The 16,026-nt window shown below is 33.8% G+C and carries 15 protein-coding genes; 5 read left to right on the forward strand and 10 right to left on the reverse strand.

Annotation, left to right across the window (positions count from 1 at the left end; translation table 11 throughout):
• Window positions 1-46 precede the first annotated feature (46 nt).
• The gene (locus K6T82_RS01535; RefSeq protein WP_223704257.1) at window positions 47-1,693 is read left to right on the forward strand and encodes a SulP family inorganic anion transporter; all 1,647 of its coding nucleotides are present in this window, start codon (window positions 47-49) and stop codon (window positions 1,691-1,693) included.
• 114 nt (window positions 1,694-1,807) lie between these two features.
• The gene (gene can / locus K6T82_RS01540; RefSeq protein WP_184160776.1) at window positions 1,808-2,443 is read left to right on the forward strand and encodes a carbonate dehydratase; all 636 of its coding nucleotides are present in this window, start codon (window positions 1,808-1,810) and stop codon (window positions 2,441-2,443) included.
• Between the two features lie 41 nt (window positions 2,444-2,484).
• On the opposite strand, the gene K6T82_RS01545 is transcribed toward can, so the two are convergent.
• Entirely contained in the window at window positions 2,485-3,687 is a 1,203-nt protein-coding gene (locus K6T82_RS01545; RefSeq protein WP_223704258.1) for an LETM1-related biofilm-associated protein, read from the reverse strand.
• Between the two features lie 109 nt (window positions 3,688-3,796).
• A complete protein-coding gene (locus K6T82_RS01550) occupies window positions 3,797-4,324 on the reverse strand; it encodes a superoxide dismutase family protein (protein WP_223704259.1) in 528 nt (175 codons plus the stop codon).
• A gap of 215 nt (window positions 4,325-4,539) precedes the next feature.
• On the opposite strand from K6T82_RS01550, the gene K6T82_RS01555 reads away from it, so the two are divergent.
• From K6T82_RS01555 to K6T82_RS01565, 3 genes are all read left to right on the forward strand, one after another.
• Window positions 4,540-4,977, forward strand: coding sequence for an META domain-containing protein (locus K6T82_RS01555; protein ID WP_223704260.1), 438 nt, complete (start codon window positions 4,540-4,542; stop codon window positions 4,975-4,977).
• 33 nt (window positions 4,978-5,010) lie between these two features.
• Window positions 5,011-5,532: a DUF4251 domain-containing protein gene (locus tag K6T82_RS01560; RefSeq protein ID WP_223704261.1), complete on the forward strand. Its 522-nt coding sequence runs from the start codon at window positions 5,011-5,013 to the stop codon at window positions 5,530-5,532.
• Between the two features lie 105 nt (window positions 5,533-5,637).
• Window positions 5,638-6,123 carry a hypothetical protein gene (locus tag K6T82_RS01565; protein WP_223704262.1) on the forward strand — a complete coding sequence of 162 codons (486 nt, stop codon included), beginning with the start codon at window positions 5,638-5,640 and terminating at the stop codon, window positions 6,121-6,123.
• A 53-nt stretch (window positions 6,124-6,176) separates the two neighbouring features.
• Here the strand turns inward: K6T82_RS01565 and K6T82_RS01570 are convergent, their stop codons facing one another.
• The 8 genes from K6T82_RS01570 to K6T82_RS01605 all read right to left on the reverse strand — a co-directional run bounded on the left by K6T82_RS01570 (window position 6,177) and on the right by K6T82_RS01605 (window position 15,892).
• Window positions 6,177-7,271 carry a glycoside hydrolase family 18 protein gene (locus K6T82_RS01570; protein ID WP_223704263.1) on the reverse strand — a complete coding sequence of 365 codons (1,095 nt, stop codon included), beginning with the start codon at window positions 7,269-7,271 and terminating at the stop codon, window positions 6,177-6,179.
• A 230-nt stretch (window positions 7,272-7,501) separates the two neighbouring features.
• Window positions 7,502-9,307 carry an acyl-CoA dehydrogenase family protein gene (locus tag K6T82_RS01575; protein ID WP_223704264.1) on the reverse strand — a complete coding sequence of 602 codons (1,806 nt, stop codon included), beginning with the start codon at window positions 9,305-9,307 and terminating at the stop codon, window positions 7,502-7,504.
• 54 nt (window positions 9,308-9,361) lie between these two features.
• Window positions 9,362-9,712, reverse strand: a complete 351-nt coding sequence (locus K6T82_RS01580) for a four helix bundle protein (protein WP_207295241.1) — start codon at window positions 9,710-9,712, stop codon at window positions 9,362-9,364.
• A 148-nt stretch (window positions 9,713-9,860) separates the two neighbouring features.
• On the reverse strand, window positions 9,861-11,042 hold the full coding sequence (locus K6T82_RS01585; RefSeq protein WP_223704265.1) for a thiolase family protein: 1,182 nt from the start codon (window positions 11,040-11,042) through the stop codon (window positions 9,861-9,863).
• A 140-nt stretch (window positions 11,043-11,182) separates the two neighbouring features.
• Window positions 11,183-11,644: an IS200/IS605 family transposase gene (gene tnpA / locus K6T82_RS01590; RefSeq protein ID WP_223704266.1), complete on the reverse strand. Its 462-nt coding sequence runs from the start codon at window positions 11,642-11,644 to the stop codon at window positions 11,183-11,185.
• Between the two features lie 85 nt (window positions 11,645-11,729).
• Window positions 11,730-14,120 carry a 3-hydroxyacyl-CoA dehydrogenase/enoyl-CoA hydratase family protein gene (locus K6T82_RS01595; RefSeq protein WP_223704267.1) on the reverse strand — a complete coding sequence of 797 codons (2,391 nt, stop codon included), beginning with the start codon at window positions 14,118-14,120 and terminating at the stop codon, window positions 11,730-11,732.
• A gap of 55 nt (window positions 14,121-14,175) precedes the next feature.
• The gene (locus K6T82_RS01600; RefSeq protein WP_144218794.1) at window positions 14,176-14,634 is read right to left on the reverse strand and encodes a MarR family winged helix-turn-helix transcriptional regulator; all 459 of its coding nucleotides are present in this window, start codon (window positions 14,632-14,634) and stop codon (window positions 14,176-14,178) included.
• Window positions 14,635-14,854: 220 nt separating this feature from the next.
• Window positions 14,855-15,892, reverse strand: coding sequence for a helix-turn-helix transcriptional regulator (locus K6T82_RS01605; RefSeq protein ID WP_223704268.1), 1,038 nt, complete (start codon window positions 15,890-15,892; stop codon window positions 14,855-14,857).
• Window positions 15,893-16,026: the final 134 nt, after the last annotated feature.

Here is a 16,026-nt window from a genome sequence, read left to right on the forward strand (position 1 = left end):
CTGAGATGTGGTAAATCTTTAATGAATAATTTTTTAGTATTATATTATGACAAAAAAAATCAATCTTTTTGCCAACCTTAAATCTGATTTTGCTTCAGGTTTAGTGGTCTTTTTGGTGGCTCTTCCGTTGTGTTTAGGTATTGCAATGGCTTCTGGGGCACCATTATTTTCCGGAATCATTGCAGGTGTTATTGGTGGTATCGTTGTAGGATATTTAAGCCAGTCGCACATTAGTGTATCAGGTCCGGCTGCTGGGTTAACGGCTATCGTTTTAACCGCAATTACTGATTTAGGAGCTTTCGATGTATTTTTAATGTCTGTTTTTATTGCTGGAGTAATTCAATTAGCATTAGGATTTTTAAAAGCCGGAAGTATATCAAACTATTTTCCAACCAACGTAATCGAGGGAATGCTAGCCGGTATCGGAATTATCATTATCTTAAAACAATTGCCTCATGCTTTTGGTTACGATGCCGATTATGAAGGTGATCAGGCCTTTATACAAAACGATGGAAGTAATTCTTTTTCTTATTTATTTGATGTTTTAAATCATATTCAATTAGGTGCTGTCGTAGTTACTGCGGTTTCATTGGTGATTTTGCTTTCGTGGGATAGAGTTTCGTTTCTAAAAAGATTAAAATTAGTTCCTGGCGCTTTAGTTGCCGTTATCATCGGAGTAGTTTTAAATGAGATATTCTTATCAACAGGAAGTTCATTAGCCATTGGAAAAGACCATTTGGTTTCTTTGCCTGTTCCAAAATCTTTTGATGATTTCAAATCTATTCTAATTACGCCAAACTTTGCTTCTGTTACAAATCCGCAGGTTTGGGTGGTGGGTCTTACAATCGCCATTGTTGCTTCTATAGAAACTTTATTGTGCATTGAAGCTTCGGATAGAATGGATGTGCAAAAACGTTACACCAATACAAATGTCGAGCTTAAAGCTCAAGGTGTTGGTAATATCGTGAGTTCTCTTTTAGGAGGTTTGCCAATGACATCTGTCGTAGTAAGGTCGTCTGCGAATAATAATGCAGGTGCTAAATCAAAACTTTCTACTATTATTCATGGAATACTTTTATTGATAAGCGTATTATCTATTCCGGTTATTTTGAACAAAATTCCATTAGCAACATTGGCAACGGTGTTGATTTTGGTAGGATATAAATTAGCTAAACCAGCAACCTTTATGCATTTCTGGAAAAAGGGAAAATACCAGTTTGTCCCTTTCATTGCAACTTTGGTCTTTGTTGTTGCGACAGATTTGCTAAAAGGTGTTGCGTTGGGTATTGTTATTAGTATTATTTTCGTTTTAAGAGGAAATTTAAAAAGAGCTTACAATTTCAAAAAAGAGGAATACGAGGATGGAGATATTATTCATATAGATTTAGCCCAGGAAGTTTCATTTTTAAATAAAGCGGCAATCAAACAAACGTTGAGCGAAATTCCGGAAAATTCTAAAGTGATCATCAATGCTCATGATACCGAATATATTTCGCATGATGTTCTGGATCTGATTCGTGAGTTTAAAGAAACCAGAGCTATTGATGAAAATATTAAAGTGAAACTTAAAGGCTTTAAAGAAGCGTATGAATTAGAAAATACGCCCGATAATCAGAACCATGTTACGATCGAGCATTATTATGATGTGGCAAAAAGAGAACTGGTTCAAAAAGAAGTTGTTAGAGGAGAATAATAAAAAATAGGTGTTTTTAAGACCGTGGAAATGTCAAAATTTAGGTAACTTTACATTTGAGTTCTTATTTGAAGCATTCTTAGAATTAGAAATTACCACACAAAAAATAAAAAAATGAGAAAATTTTATGAGCAGTTATTAGAAAACAATAAGAAGTGGGTTGAGACTTCATTAGCAAAAGATCCTAATTATTTTGCTGATTTGGCAAAAGGTCAACAACCGCCATTATTATGGATTGGATGTTCTGACAGCCGTGTTCCTGCAAACGAAATTGTTGGTGCAAAACCAGGTGAAGTTTTTGTACACAGAAACATTGCTAATATGGTGGTACATTCTGATATGAACATGCTAAGTGTACTGGATTATGCAGTAAATGTTTTGAAGATAAAACATATTATTGTTTGCGGACACTATGGATGCGGAGGTGTAAAAGCAGCAATGGGACATCAGTCTGTTGGAATTATCGATAACTGGTTGCGTCATATTAAAGATGAATATCGTTTACATGACAAATACTTAAATTCGATTGAGAACGAAGAAGAGCGTTTTAATGCTTTTGTTGAAATCAATACTAAAGAACAAGTTTACAACTTGGCAAAAACATCTATTGTGCAGAATGCTTGGAAAAATGGCCAAGATTTAATGCTTCATGGATGGGTTTACGGATTAAATTCAGGATTTGTAACTGATTTAGATGTAAACATTGCTTCGAATGATGAATTAGACGAAGTTTACCAATTAGATCTTTAATAGTAGAAATAGAAATCGCCCTCTAAAAAGGGCGATTTTTTTTATTCGTTTTCGTCTAAATTCTCATTAAATGCTGAAGGAAGCATTGTCGGAATAAACTTGATTAATATCGGGAGTAATAAACTTCCTCCTGGAAGTAAAAATATGGTCAGTGATGGAATGGTTTTGCAAATTTCCAAAAGCTGTTTTTTTACTTTTTTCTTTTCTTTTGCATCTAAGTCCCTTGTGGTAGAATAGGCTAATAAAACAACCAATTCTTTGCTCTGCATAATTTCTCTTACCAATCTGTTTTTGTTTCTAACAATCAGTTTTATAACGCTGTGCGTCATTTGATCGTAAAAATGCTTGACTGGATTAGAGTAGTTAAAGTATGGGATTTTCTTTTTGTGCGTTGTAATAAAAGCATTGGTTGTATTCATACTTTTTGTTACAAAGTCATCGGCAATTCCCATAGTTGAGCCTAATGCGTATAAGAAATAAGCTTCTTCGTTTTCTACAACGCCATCACTCCATAGTGCCATTCCAGCCATATCAATCAAATAATATTGTTCTAATTTGTTGCTGAAATAGTCTAATTGTAAATTTTCTAAAGTATCAACCGTAACTTTAGAAAATTTCGAGTATCGAATCGAGGCTTCAAAAAGTTTAATTAATAAATCATCGTGAACAGATTTTGAGGTTTTGGTCTTTAAGGCTAAACCAACAATTCCAAGAACTGTTTCTTCAATTCGTTTTAAGTATTTTTCAGGAATTTCTCCATGCTCTAAATATTGTCGAAATGCCAAAACATCAATAAATAAAAGGGCATTAGTTACCAAATGCGAAAAGTTTTTACTGATGATACTATCGTTTGTCTGAACTCTTTGATCGATTATATTTTCTAGAGATGTAGAAGGAGTGTCTTTGGGCAATAAAATTTTCAGCAAATTAAATCCTTCGGGATTCATTTGCTTGTAAAACTTTAAAACTTCTGAAATAAAATTTTTAGGTTCCGAATTTCTTTTCTCCAAACAAAAAACATGATAGAGAGTATTTAGAAGAGCTGCTTTTGAAATTTCGGTTTTAAACCAGCCTTTTATAGGAATTGGAATCTGCGAATCGATAGCAATAATATGACCATAAATAAATCCTGTTTCTCTTACTTTGTAGTAAAAAGAATCTACGGTTTCAAAAGGAATTGCTTCTGAAAACTTCTGTTCACTAAAAAACTTATCGATCCAGCCTGGTGCTGAGGGATTAATCATTGACTTAATTTTGCTGCTGCAAAGCTATGTCTTTTTCTTGTTTTAGAATTCATTTTAAATGAAATAACCGTTATATTTTGTGAAAATATAACGGTTATTGAAAATTTTCTTATTTAATGATTCCTGCGCAAGCTACTCTACCTCCAGCATTTCCAGTTGGTTGAGTGGTAAAATCATCTGTTCCTGAATGAACAATTAACCCTTTGCCAAGAACATCTTTATTGGTATCTACACATCCAACGCACCATTCGTCAGTAGTCAAAGTGATCGATCCGTTACCTTTTGCATCAGCGGTAAAGTTTCCGATATCACCTTTATGATATTCGGTAGATCCCCATTTTCCATGTTTTTTGAATGTTGGATTCCAGTGTCCTCCTGCAGAACTTCCGTCTGCGGCACTACAATCTGCTTTTTCGTGAATGTGAATCGCGTGAACTCCAGGTTCAAGACCAGTCATTTTTGCAGTAAAGGTTACTTTTCCATTTTTCTCAGTAAAAACAGCTGTTCCCGTAACATTACTATTGCTTTTTGGTTCTAATGCAACCGTTAGAGTTTTGGCATCATTTGATTTTGTATTGGTCTTACAACCAACAATTAAGGCTGTAAGTATAGCGAAAGAAACGATTATCTTTTTCATATATGAAGGCTTTTAAATTATATATTAAGTAAATTTAACATAAAATAATGGATTTGATTTAACGGTAAAAGTTAAAAAAAAGTCAAACTATTCTTTTTAAATTTAAACTTTACGAAGCATCAATTGGAAAATATTGCGTAAATTCGAAGATGTTTTTATTGTTTAAGATGTTGATAGCCAATTTTGTAAATGAATAAAATCTTAATTTTATCATTATGAAGAAAAATATTTCAATTTTAGTTTTAGTAGCAACATTGGCAATTTCCTGCAATGTTTTTAAATGTAAAAAAGAGAATGAGATTTCTAAATTGGATGGAAATTGGGAACTGAATTATATTACGGGACCTAGAATTACTTTTGATGGTTTGTATCCTCAAAAAAAGCCAACCATTACTTTTGATACAAAAGAAAATAGGGTTTCAGGAAATAACAGCTGTAATTCTTATACTGGTAAATTGGTTGTAAACGGAAATAAAATAGATTTTACGCAGCCAATGGCAGTGACTAAAATGATGTGTATAAACGGAAGTGACGGAGAACAGGTCTTTATGAGTACGCTTCAGAAAGTAACATCGTATGATATTACCGATGACGGAAAAACTTTAAATTTTATTTCGGGTGATATTGCGATGATGCGATTTACTAAAAAATAAAACGATAACTATAATACAATTAATTTATACTTTATGTCAACTAGATTATCCATTTTATTGTTAATGTGCTTTTTAAACTTCTCTGTTTTTGCCCAACAGAAAACAAAGAAAGAACTCAAGGCAGAACAAGCAGAAAAAAAGCAAAAAGAAATAGAAGATTTAATTGATTCTAAAACTTTTGTTTTTGAAGCACAAAAAGTTACGCCTCAGGGAGGAAGATTGATTATTTTGGATGATTATACTTATTTCTTAAAATTTAATGTCGATACGACTTCTTGTGATCTGCCTTTCTTTGGACGTGTTTACAATGTTGGATACAATGGCGATGGTGGAATTAAATTTGAGGGGAAACCTGAAAATATAAAAGTTGGAAAAAAGTCAAAGAATATCAATTTTCAGGCGACAGTAAGAGGTCAAAATGATACTTACGATTTAATGTTCAGAATTTTTTATAATGGATCTGCAACATTATCTATAAATAGCAATAATCGCGCTCCAATAAATTATGACGGAATAATAAGGGCTCCAAAGGAAAAAGAGATGGAAAATCAGTGAGTTTATTTGCCCCAGTATTCTAAAATTTAAATGTTTTAATGTGTTTATTCAGTATTGTTCAAAGTGAATATATTTTTAAAAACAACCCACAAAACAAATTAAATTATGAAAAAATTAGGTCTTATTCTTATCATGGCGATAGCGTCATTTTCATCTTATGCGCAATCTTCTTACAAGGAAGATTTAGAAGTAGTGCAAAGTGTTTATGGAAAATCTAAAAGTGAACTCGTAAAGCAGTATATGAATTTATCAGATGCGCAAGCTACGGCTTTTACCAAAGTTTACGATAATTATGAAACATCACGAAAAACATTAGGACAAACTAAGTTTCAGTTGATAAATGATTATGCCGCAAATTACGAAACATTAACCGATGCTAAAGCTGATGAATTGGCTAAAGCCACTTTGAAAAATCATATCGATTATGAGAAACTTTACTCTAAAACTTATAATCAGGCAAAAAAAGCAATTGGTGCTATAAATGCGGCTAAATTTATTCAGCTTGAGGTTTATTTGCAGACGATAATCCGAAGTGAAATTTTAGAAGCAATTCCGTTTATTGGAGAATTGGATAAGAATAAAGTCATGTAAATCATTAGTAACTATATAAAATAGAAAAGGGAATCAATTGATTCCCTTTTTTATTATTTAGCAGTTTTGACTTTGTAAATTTCATTTACCATTCCGTCTTGGAAACTATCTAGAGTCAATTCCCAGAACATGATTCCGCCTAACTTTTTCGCTTTAACATATTCTGCTTTTTCTTTAATAGATTTCAAATCATCAGAAGTTGCAAAAGTTTTAGTTGAGGCATTGTACCAGTATGGTGCTTTTGCTTTATCGTCCCAGAAATATTTCCAGCCGTTTGCTTCTGTGTATGTTTTAGCGTAATCCTTAAAATTTACACCTTCAACGTGTTTTCCGGCTTGGTATAAACCATTATTGATGTTTTCAACATTGATCCATTGTCTCGTATAAAAAGCACCTCCAATAACTAATTTTTCTGCAGGAACTCCTTGTTTTAATAAAAACTCAACAGCTCTATTGGTAGATTCTTCATTTGCGTTTGTACTGTATAATGGTGTGTGATGACCAGTAACTTGAGAATATCCGTTTACTAAATCATAACTCATAATGTTGATTCTGTTTACCAATGGTGTAACAGCTTTCCAGTCAATAGATTCGTCTAAATATTTTTGAAATCCTCCGGCAGCAAAGCTTAATTCGTATTTTTTACCTAATGTTGAACGTAGAATTTTTACTAATTCTGTAAAGTTTGGTTTGTCAACTGCTTGATACAAATGACCAGGAAGTCCTTCGATTGCCGGGTATTCCCAATCTAGATCTAAACCATCAACTTTATAAGAATCACTTAATTCTTTTACTGATTTTGCAAATTTGAGGCGTCCTTCAGGAGTAGAAAAAGCTTGAGAACAAGGTTCACAACCTCCCCAACCACCAAGTGAAACAATAATTTTAAGTTGTGGATTTTTAGCTTTAAGCGAAACTAAGTGCTTAATAGTATTAGAATCTTTATCAGAATCAACCGTTAATTTTCCATCTTGTAAATGACAGAAACTGAATATAATTTGATTTAATTTACTGACCTCGTATTCATCAATCAATTTTGAATCGCCTGTGTAGTAAGCGATAATATCCATTTTTTTATTTTTTTGTGCGAAAGTTGTAGAAAGACCAAAGCACATTAAAAATAATGCGATAAGAGTAGTTTGTTTCATTTTTCTGGTTTTTAGAGTTTTTTAGAAAGCTAAATGTACTGCAATAAATTTGATATTTAGCTACTATAATAGATTTGGAGTACTAATTTTAACGAATATTTTGCAGATTTATGCAAAAAAGTTGCGAATTGTAGTTAAAATCTTTCTTAGTTATAATCGTCAAAAATAAACCCGCGCAGTTTCGGACTTGCGCGGGTTTAAACAAATTAAAAGCTAAAAACTATTTTCTATTAGAAGCAGTAAGTATTCTCTGCTACTAATTTTTCTGCAATTTTTTCTCTCAACGCAACTACGTTCGGAAGGTTTGTGTATTTTGTGAAACGTTTCAATCCCATTAACATCATACGTTGTTCGTCTCCTTCAGAGAATGAAGCAATTCCTTCTTTTCCTCTTAAGTTTACGATATCTACGGCTTTGTACAAGTATAATTTTGCCATTGCGATTTGTTCTTGTACTTTATCTTCACCTTGAGATTTCGCTAATTTCTCCGTTCTCAAGATTGTACTTTCAGCCATGTAGATTTCGATTAAGATATCGGCAGCAGCCATTAATAACTGTTGGTGAGAATCTAAATCTGGACCGTATTTTTGAACTGCACTTCCTGCAACCATTAAGAAAACTTTTTTCAAGTTCGCTACGATTACTTTTTCTTCTGAGAATAATTCAGAGAAATCTGGAGTATCAAAAGATGGAATTCCCATTAATTCTTCTTGAACTTTCATTGCAGGTCCAAGTAAATCAACGTGTCCTTTCATTGCTTTTTTGATCAACATACCTACAGAAAGCATTCTGTTGATTTCGTTTGTACCTTCGTAGATACGAGCGATACGAGCATCTCTCCAAGCGCTTTCCATTGGAGTGTCTTCAGAGAATCCCATTCCACCAAAAACTTGAATTCCTTCGTCAGAACAGTTTTGAACGTCCTCAGAAACAGCTACTTTCAAGATAGAACACTCGATAGCGTATTCTTCAACACCTTTCAATTCTGCTTCTTGGTGAGAAGTTCCTTCAGCTTCACGAGCAGCGATTCTGTCTTCGATGTCTTTTGCAGCACGGTAAGAAGCACTTTCTCCAGCGTAAGCGTTAGTTGCCATTTCAGCTAATTTGGAACGAATAGCTCCAAAAGATGAAATAGAAGTGTTGAACTGAATTCTTTCGTTAGCGTATTTTACAGCTCCAGAAGTAACTCTTCTTTGTGCATCTAAACAAGCTGCAGCCAATTTAATACGACCAACGTTTAAGGCATTCATAGCGATTTTGAAACCGTTTCCTCTTTCAGATAACATATTTTCAACTGGAACTTTTGTTTCGTTGAAGAAAACCTGACGAGTAGAAGAAGCACGGATTCCTAATTTATGCTCTTCTTCATTCATAGAAATTCCGTTTGAAGGATCGTTTTCTACGATGAAACCTGTAATATTTTTATCATCTCCAATACGAGCAAAAACGATGAAAACGCTGCAGAAACCTGCATTCGAAATCCACATTTTTTGTCCTGTAATTGAATAGTATTTTCCGTCATCAGATAAAACAGCTTTTGTTTTTCCTGAGTTAGCATCAGATCCTGCGCCTGGTTCTGTTAAACAATAAGCACCAAACCATTCTCCAGAAGCCAATAACGGAACGTATTTTTTCTTTTGTTCCTCAGTTCCGTAAAGTGTAATTGGCATAGTTCCAATTCCTGTATGAGCACCAAAAGCTGTAGAGAAAGATCCAGTTGCTCCAGAAATGTAGTCACAAACTAACATTGTAGAAACAAATCCCATTCCTAATCCGCCGTATTCTTCTGGAACTGCAACTCCTAAAAGTCCTAGTTCACCTGCTTTACGCATTGAAGATTCGGTATAAGCGTAATCTTTCTTTTCAAAACGATCTTTGTGCGCCCATAATTCTTTGTCTACGAACTCTTTTACAGAGTCACGCATCATTAACTGCTCTTCTGAGAAATCTTCTGGAGTAAAAATGTCCTCGCATTTTGTTTCTTTAACCAAAAACTGACCACCACGAGTCACGTTTTTTTCGATTGTATCTGCCATTTTGTTTTTGTTTTTTATGAAAGAAAATAGAATATAGATTATAGAAAATAGACTTTACTTTAGTCCGTTTTGAAAACCCATTGTCATTCTTTGAAATTCTTCTATTTTAATTTCTAATTGGTTAAATTGTATCTCGTTTATATATTTTCTATGTTTAGCAATCAATAATTGTGTAATTAGTTCAAATGAAGAGCCTAGAGAAATGTCTAAAAAGTGACTGAAAGACTTATCAGTTCTTGAAGATCCTTCAGCAATATTACTAGGCATCGAAACCGAACATCTGCTTATTTGAGAACTCAAATCGTATCGTTCGTGTTTTGGAAATTCTATTAATATGTCTGAAATTTCATTGGCAATTGCAATTCCGATCTTCCAAATCTTTAAGTTCTTATAATTGTGTCTCATGTTTTTTTGAGTCAAGTTAATAAAATAAAAAGTAGGAATATTACTATTTTTATTTGTTTTTAAAACTTTTATATAATTTCTAAAAGTCTATCTCTTTTATTCTCAAAGAAACATCTATTCTCTTTATTCTATATTCCTATTCTCTTTTTTAAAGAACTTCGTAAATCCCAGCAGAACCCTGTCCAGTACCCACACACATGCTCACAATTCCGTATTTGTTACCACGACGTTTCATCTCATCAAATAACTGAACAGAAAGTTTAGCACCAGTACAACCTAGAGGGTGTCCTAAAGAAATTGCTCCACCGTTTACGTTTACGATATCTGGATTTAAACCTAATTCGCGAGTTACTGCTAAAGCTTGAGAAGCAAAAGCCTCGTTTAATTCAATTAATTCGATATCGTTTAATGTTAAACCAGCTTGTTTCAAGGCTTTCGGAATTGCTTTTACTGGTCCGATACCCATAATTCTTGGCTCAACACCAGAAGAAGCAAAGTTTACCAAACGTGCAATTGGCTGAAGGTTTAATTCTTTTACCATGTCTTCGCTCATGATTAAAACGAAAGCAGCACCATCACTCATTTGAGAAGAGTTACCAGCAGTTACACTTCCGTCTGCAGCGAAAACGGGTCTTAAACCTGCTAAAGCTTCTTTAGAAGTTCCTGCTCTTGGTCCTTCGTCTTTATTAACCACGTATGATTTCGTTTCTTTTTTACCATTTTCATTGATGAAAGTCTGCTCAACAGTAATTGGAACGATTTGTTTATCGAATTTTCCTTCTGCTTGTGCTTTTAAAGCTTTCATGTGAGAATTATAAGCAAACTCATCCTGATCTTCTCTAGAAACATTGTATTGTTTAGCAACCGCTTCTGCAGTTAAACCCATTCCCCAGTAGTAATCTTCGTGACCTGCAGCGGCAACTTTATAATCCGGAGTTGGTTTGTAACCTCCCATCGGAATATAACTCATACTTTCTGCACCACCAGCAATGATACAATCTGCCATTCCAGACTGGATTTTAGCCGTTGCCATTCCGATAGTTTCTAAACCAGATGCACAGTAACGGTTTACTGTAACTCCAGGAACGTCTTCTACTTTTAATCCCATTAAAGAAATTAAACGACCAACGTTAAGTCCTTGTTCTGCTTCTGGCATTGCATTTCCAACCATAACGTCGTCAATACGTTTTTTGTCAAAATCAGGCAGTTCATTCATCATAAACTGAATGGTTTCAGCAGCTAATTCATCAGGTCTTTTAAATCTAAAAACACCTTTTGGAGCTTTTCCAACTGCTGTTCTATATGCTTTTACTATGTACGCTGTTTTCATTTGTTTTTGTTTTTTTAAATTATTCACAAACAGTTTACCTGTCCGAGGCACTAATTTTATTTTGTTGAATGCCTCGGAGAGGCAAACTGTTACTAGCAAAAAATTAGGATGAGTTAAGAAGCTCCGTAGGAGCGACCTCTTTATTCAATCCAATCAAATAAATATTTCTCATCATATTCAATTTCAAATTTTTCTAAAAATGAAAGATATTCTTCTTTAAATGTTTGTTTTCTATGATGTTCTTTTTGATTTAGAATATATTTCACCACATTATCTAAATGACTTTTCGAATAAGAAAAAGCTCCAAATCCTTCTTGCCAATTAAATTTTGTATTGATCCATTTATTATCATTAATAAATTTTGATGAACCTGCTTTAATGTCTCTTACCAAATCTGATAATGAAAGGTTAGGTTTCATCCCAATTAAAATATGAACGTGATCTGGCATTGCGAAAATCGATAATAATTTTTGACCCCTGTTTGAAACAATACCTGTTATGAATTTGTGTAATTCTTCACGGTTTTCTTCTTTTATCAAATTTGCTCTTCCTTTTACTGCAAAAACAATTTGAATATAAATTTGTGAATATGTATTAGCCATAATTCGTTATTAACAGGTCGCTCCTACGGAGCTAAATCAAAAAACATCATTTTATTTTCTACAAACAGGATGCCTCTCCGAGGCTTTAGTTTCTTAACGGTTTTCCTTTGGTTAACATATACTGAATACGCTCAAGAGTTTTTCTCTCTGTACATAAACTTAAGAAAGCCTCTCTTTCAATATCCAATAAATATTGTTCAGATACCAAAGTTGCTTCAGATAAATCACCACCAGCCATTACATAAGCCAGTTTGTTCGCGATTTTCTTATCGTGCTCAGAGATATATTTTCCAGCTTCCATTTGATCCGTTCCCACTAAGAACATACCTAGAGCTTGTTTTCCTAAAACTTTAATATCGTTTCTTCTGATTGGCTGTGTGTAACCTGCTTCTGCCATTAACAACGCATGTTTCTTAGCTTCAGCAATCTGACGGTCTTTGTTTACTACGATAATATCTTTTCCATGTTGTAAAAGCCCAGTGTCGAACGCTTCATAACCAGAAGTTGATACTTTTGCCATAGCGATAGTCAAGAAATACTCTTGAAGAACGTTCAATTCCACATCGTTTTTGCGGAATAAATCTGAAGCTCTTAAAGTCAATTCTTTAGAACCACCACCACCAGGGATAACTCCAACACCAAATTCAACTAATCCCATATAAGTTTCTGCAGCGGCAACCACTTTATCAGCATGTAAGCTCATTTCGCATCCACCACCAAAAGTCATTCCGTGAGGTGCAACAATTACTGGAATAGAAGAATAACGAACACGCATCATCGTATCTTGGAACAACTTAATTGCCATGTTCAATTCGTCGTATTCCTGCTCAACTGCCATCATGAAAATCATTCCGATATTAGCTCCAACAGAGAAATTTGCAGCTTGGTTTCCAATAACTAAACCTTGGTGTTCTTTTTCAGCTAATTCAATTGCTTTATTAATTGCTGAAAGAACGTCGCCGCCAATCGTATTCATTTTAGATTGGAATTCTAAGTTTAAAATTCCGTCTCCTAAATCTTGGATAATAGCTCCACTATTGCTCCAAACTTTTTTGCTTTCGCGGATGTTGTTCAGAATAATAAATGAATCTTGCCCAGGAACTTTTACTTGAGATTTTGTTGGAAGGTTGTAGAAATAAGTAGCCCCTTCTTTTACAGTATAGAAACTGTCACTTCCAGAAGCCAGCATTTCGTTTACCCATGCAGCAGGTTCTAAACCTTCTGCTTTCATGATTTCGATTCCTTTTGCAACACCAATAGCATCCCAGATTTCGAATGGACCATTTTCCCATCCAAAACCAGCTTTCATAGCGTCGTCAATTTTGTATAATTCGTCTGAGATTTCAGGAATTCTGTTTGAAACATAAGCAAACATTCCAGCGAAACTCTTACGGTAGAATTCTCCTGCTTTATCAGTACCTTTTACTAAAACTTTAAAACGATTGATAGGTTTATCAATAGTTTTAGTTAATTCTAACGTTGCAAAATTTGCTTTTTTTGCAGCGCGGTATTCTAATGTATCTAAGTCAAGAGAAAGAATATCTTTATCTATTTTTTTGTAGAAACCTTGTCCGGTTTTGCTTCCTAACCAATTATTTTCCATCATTTTGTTGATGAAATCAGGAAGTTTAAATAATTCGTGTTGTTCGTCAGTTGGGCAGTTTTCATAAATACCATTGGCAACGTGCACCAAAGTATCTAAACCAACAACGTCAACAGTACGGAAAGTAGCCGATTTTGGACGACCAATAACTGGTCCAGTCAATTTATCAACTTCTTCAATTGTTAATCCCATTTCTTTTACTAAATGGAACAAACTCTGAATTCCGTAAATACCAATTCTGTTTCCAATAAATGCCGGAGTATCTTTAGCAACAACCGAAGTTTTTCCTAAGAATTTAGAACCGTATTCGTTTAAGAAATCCAATACTTCTTTTGAAGTTTTTGGACCAGGAATAATTTCAAATAATTTTAAGTAACGCGCAGGGTTAAAAAAGTGCGTTCCGCAGAAGTGTTGTTGGAAATCTTCGCTTCTTCCTTCGCTCATAAAGTGAATTGGAATACCAGAAGTATTAGAAGTAACCAAAGTTCCCGGTTTACGGAATTTCTCGATTTGTTCGAAAACCAATTTCTTGATGTCCAAACGCTCTACAACAACCTCGATGATCCAGTCAACATTAGCAATTTTTGCCATATCGTCTGTTGTATTTCCAGTAGTGATTCGGCTAGCGAATTTCTGACTGTAAATAGGAGAGGGTTTCGATTTTAATGAGTTCGCCAAATGGTCATTTACCACACGGTTGCGAACGGCTTTACTTTCAAGCGTTAATCCTTTTTTAGCTTCAGCTTCTGTCAACTCGCGAGGAACGATGTCAAGCAGTAAAACTTCAACACCAATGTTGGCAAAATGACAAGCTATACCTGAACCCATAATTCCGGATCCAATTACAGCAACTTTTTTAATTGTGCGTTTCATACTTTAGTTAATTTGTTTTTTGCAGTTTTCGAATTATTTCTTGTCTGATGAAATGCTATTCGTTTTCTGCGTTTTCTGTTTGATTAAATATGTTTTTGTCGTGAATCAATTCATTAATGATTTCCGAAACTTCGATAAAATGGCTCAGTTTTTCGTCTGAAACATGTTTTCTAACGGTTTCATTAAACTTCAGGACAGTATTTTTAGATAATTCTCTTTTTTCTTTTCCAAAATCCGTCAGATAGATTAAAACACCTCTTCCGTCGCTGGGGTTCTTTTTTCGAACAATTAAACCTTTGTCTTCCATTGATTTTAATGTTCTTGTCAGGCTTGTAGCTTCCATTCCCATTCGTGGCCCTAAGGCTGTAGATGGAGTTCCATCTTCCTTATCCATGCTTAACAGAGCAAATCCCGTTGCCATTGTAGCATCGTATTTTGCGGCCTCTTCATTATACATTCTTGAAACAGCTTGCCATGTCGCTCTCAAAATATAATCTATCGTTTTGTCTTTCATAGGTAACTATATCGATTTCAAATATAATCAAAAAATACTATGCATGCATATTATTTTTTCATAAATTTTTGGTTAGTTAAATGATTCCCTTGATTTACTGGGGTTTGTGGTTAATTTATTTTGAAATATACTATTCTTTTTTGGGATTTTAACAATTTATCTAAAGTAAAAATCGCATTGTGATATTTATTTTAGATTTAATTCTGTATAATTCAAAAAATCATGAGTTTGTTTCAGTATTGACTTTAGGTTCATATCTTGAAATTGCTTGTTTTAAAATTTTTTTCATACGATTTCGTAAGCCTTCAGGTCTTAAAATTTCAATCGAATCTCCAAAACCTAATAAAAGTCTTTCCATTTCATAATTAGGCAAAATAAATAAGTGAATGATAATGCTGTGATCTTCATTTTCTTTGATTAATCGCTGAGACGGATGCAGCGGTTTTGTAATGACATAAGGCGCATTCGAAGCATCAATCCAAAGTTCGATACGTCTTGGCTGTAAACCAGAATTGACCGTTACACCTATAATATCTTTATAATAAGATTCGGCATCAAAATCTTCTTCTATATAGGGAAGGTTAAAATCGTAATCTATAGAGACAATTCTGTCCAAAGCCAAATTGGTAATAGGTTGCGTTGCTTTTTTCTTTCCAATTAAAAACCAACGGTTATTGAATTCCTTTAATATAAAAGGATGAAAGTGGAATACCGTTTCTTCTCTCGATTTAAAAGATTTATAAGTAATGATCAAAACCATCTTTTTGATAATCGCCTGATAAATTTCATCTAAATAATGCAACCCTTTCAGCTTTTCGTTTTTATCCAAATAAATAACAGGTTTGGTATGCGACTTTTCAGAATAGATTTTATCTTCCAATCGCTGTAAAATGTCCGATACATCGTTAAATAAAGAGAAATCTTTAAATTGTTTTAACATTGAAACGGTTTCAGTCAAAACATTCATATCGGTTTCTGTCAACGGAATATCCGTTATCGAAAAATCTTCATCTTCATATTTATAATATTTTTTATCGTAAACTACAATTGGCGCATTGTAACCGAGTTTTTCACTTCGCATCATTTGAATATCCATCTGAATGGTTCGTTTACTAATCGGTATTTTACGCCCTTCATATTCTTCTAGAGCCTGAGAACAGCATTCGATTAAATCTTCTAAAGTCCATTGTCTGTATTTATTTTGCAGACATTTGTCGATTGTTTTATAGCGGATTAAGGCATTTTTATTTTGTGACATACTGTGTGTGTTTTTTTGCTCGCAAAGTCGCGAAGGCGCAAAGTTTTTTAATTAAAAGATTATTAAGATTTGTTTCACGCAGATTTTACAGATTTGAGCAGATCTAAAAAGATTTTTTATTTTTTCAAATAATC

It is taken from the genome of Flavobacterium potami (assembly GCF_020026915.1).
GTDB lineage: Bacteria > Bacteroidota > Bacteroidia > Flavobacteriales > Flavobacteriaceae > Flavobacterium > Flavobacterium potami.

Coding starts and splice junctions, on each gene's coding strand:
- K6T82_RS01595 (WP_223704267.1), bottom strand. CDS start 14,120: ATGAAACGCACAATTAAAAAAGTTGCTGTAATTGGATCCGGAATTATG.
- K6T82_RS01585 (WP_223704265.1), bottom strand. CDS start 11,042: ATGAAAACAGCGTACATAGTAAAAGCATATAGAACAGCAGTTGGAAAA.
- K6T82_RS01600 (WP_144218794.1), bottom strand. CDS start 14,634: ATGAAAGACAAAACGATAGATTATATTTTGAGAGCGACATGGCAAGCT.
- K6T82_RS01565 (WP_223704262.1), top strand. CDS start 5,638: ATGAAAAAATTAGGTCTTATTCTTATCATGGCGATAGCGTCATTTTCA.
- can (WP_184160776.1), top strand. CDS start 1,808: ATGAGAAAATTTTATGAGCAGTTATTAGAAAACAATAAGAAGTGGGTT.
- K6T82_RS01575 (WP_223704264.1), bottom strand. CDS start 9,307: ATGGCAGATACAATCGAAAAAAACGTGACTCGTGGTGGTCAGTTTTTG.
- tnpA (WP_223704266.1), bottom strand. CDS start 11,644: ATGGCTAATACATATTCACAAATTTATATTCAAATTGTTTTTGCAGTA.
- K6T82_RS01555 (WP_223704260.1), top strand. CDS start 4,540: ATGAAGAAAAATATTTCAATTTTAGTTTTAGTAGCAACATTGGCAATT.
- K6T82_RS01535 (WP_223704257.1), top strand. CDS start 47: ATGACAAAAAAAATCAATCTTTTTGCCAACCTTAAATCTGATTTTGCT.
- K6T82_RS01570 (WP_223704263.1), bottom strand. CDS start 7,271: ATGAAACAAACTACTCTTATCGCATTATTTTTAATGTGCTTTGGTCTT.
- K6T82_RS01580 (WP_207295241.1), bottom strand. CDS start 9,712: ATGAGACACAATTATAAGAACTTAAAGATTTGGAAGATCGGAATTGCA.
- K6T82_RS01605 (WP_223704268.1), bottom strand. CDS start 15,892: ATGTCACAAAATAAAAATGCCTTAATCCGCTATAAAACAATCGACAAA.
- K6T82_RS01545 (WP_223704258.1), bottom strand. CDS start 3,687: ATGATTAATCCCTCAGCACCAGGCTGGATCGATAAGTTTTTTAGTGAA.
- K6T82_RS01550 (WP_223704259.1), bottom strand. CDS start 4,324: ATGAAAAAGATAATCGTTTCTTTCGCTATACTTACAGCCTTAATTGTT.
- K6T82_RS01560 (WP_223704261.1), top strand. CDS start 5,011: ATGTCAACTAGATTATCCATTTTATTGTTAATGTGCTTTTTAAACTTC.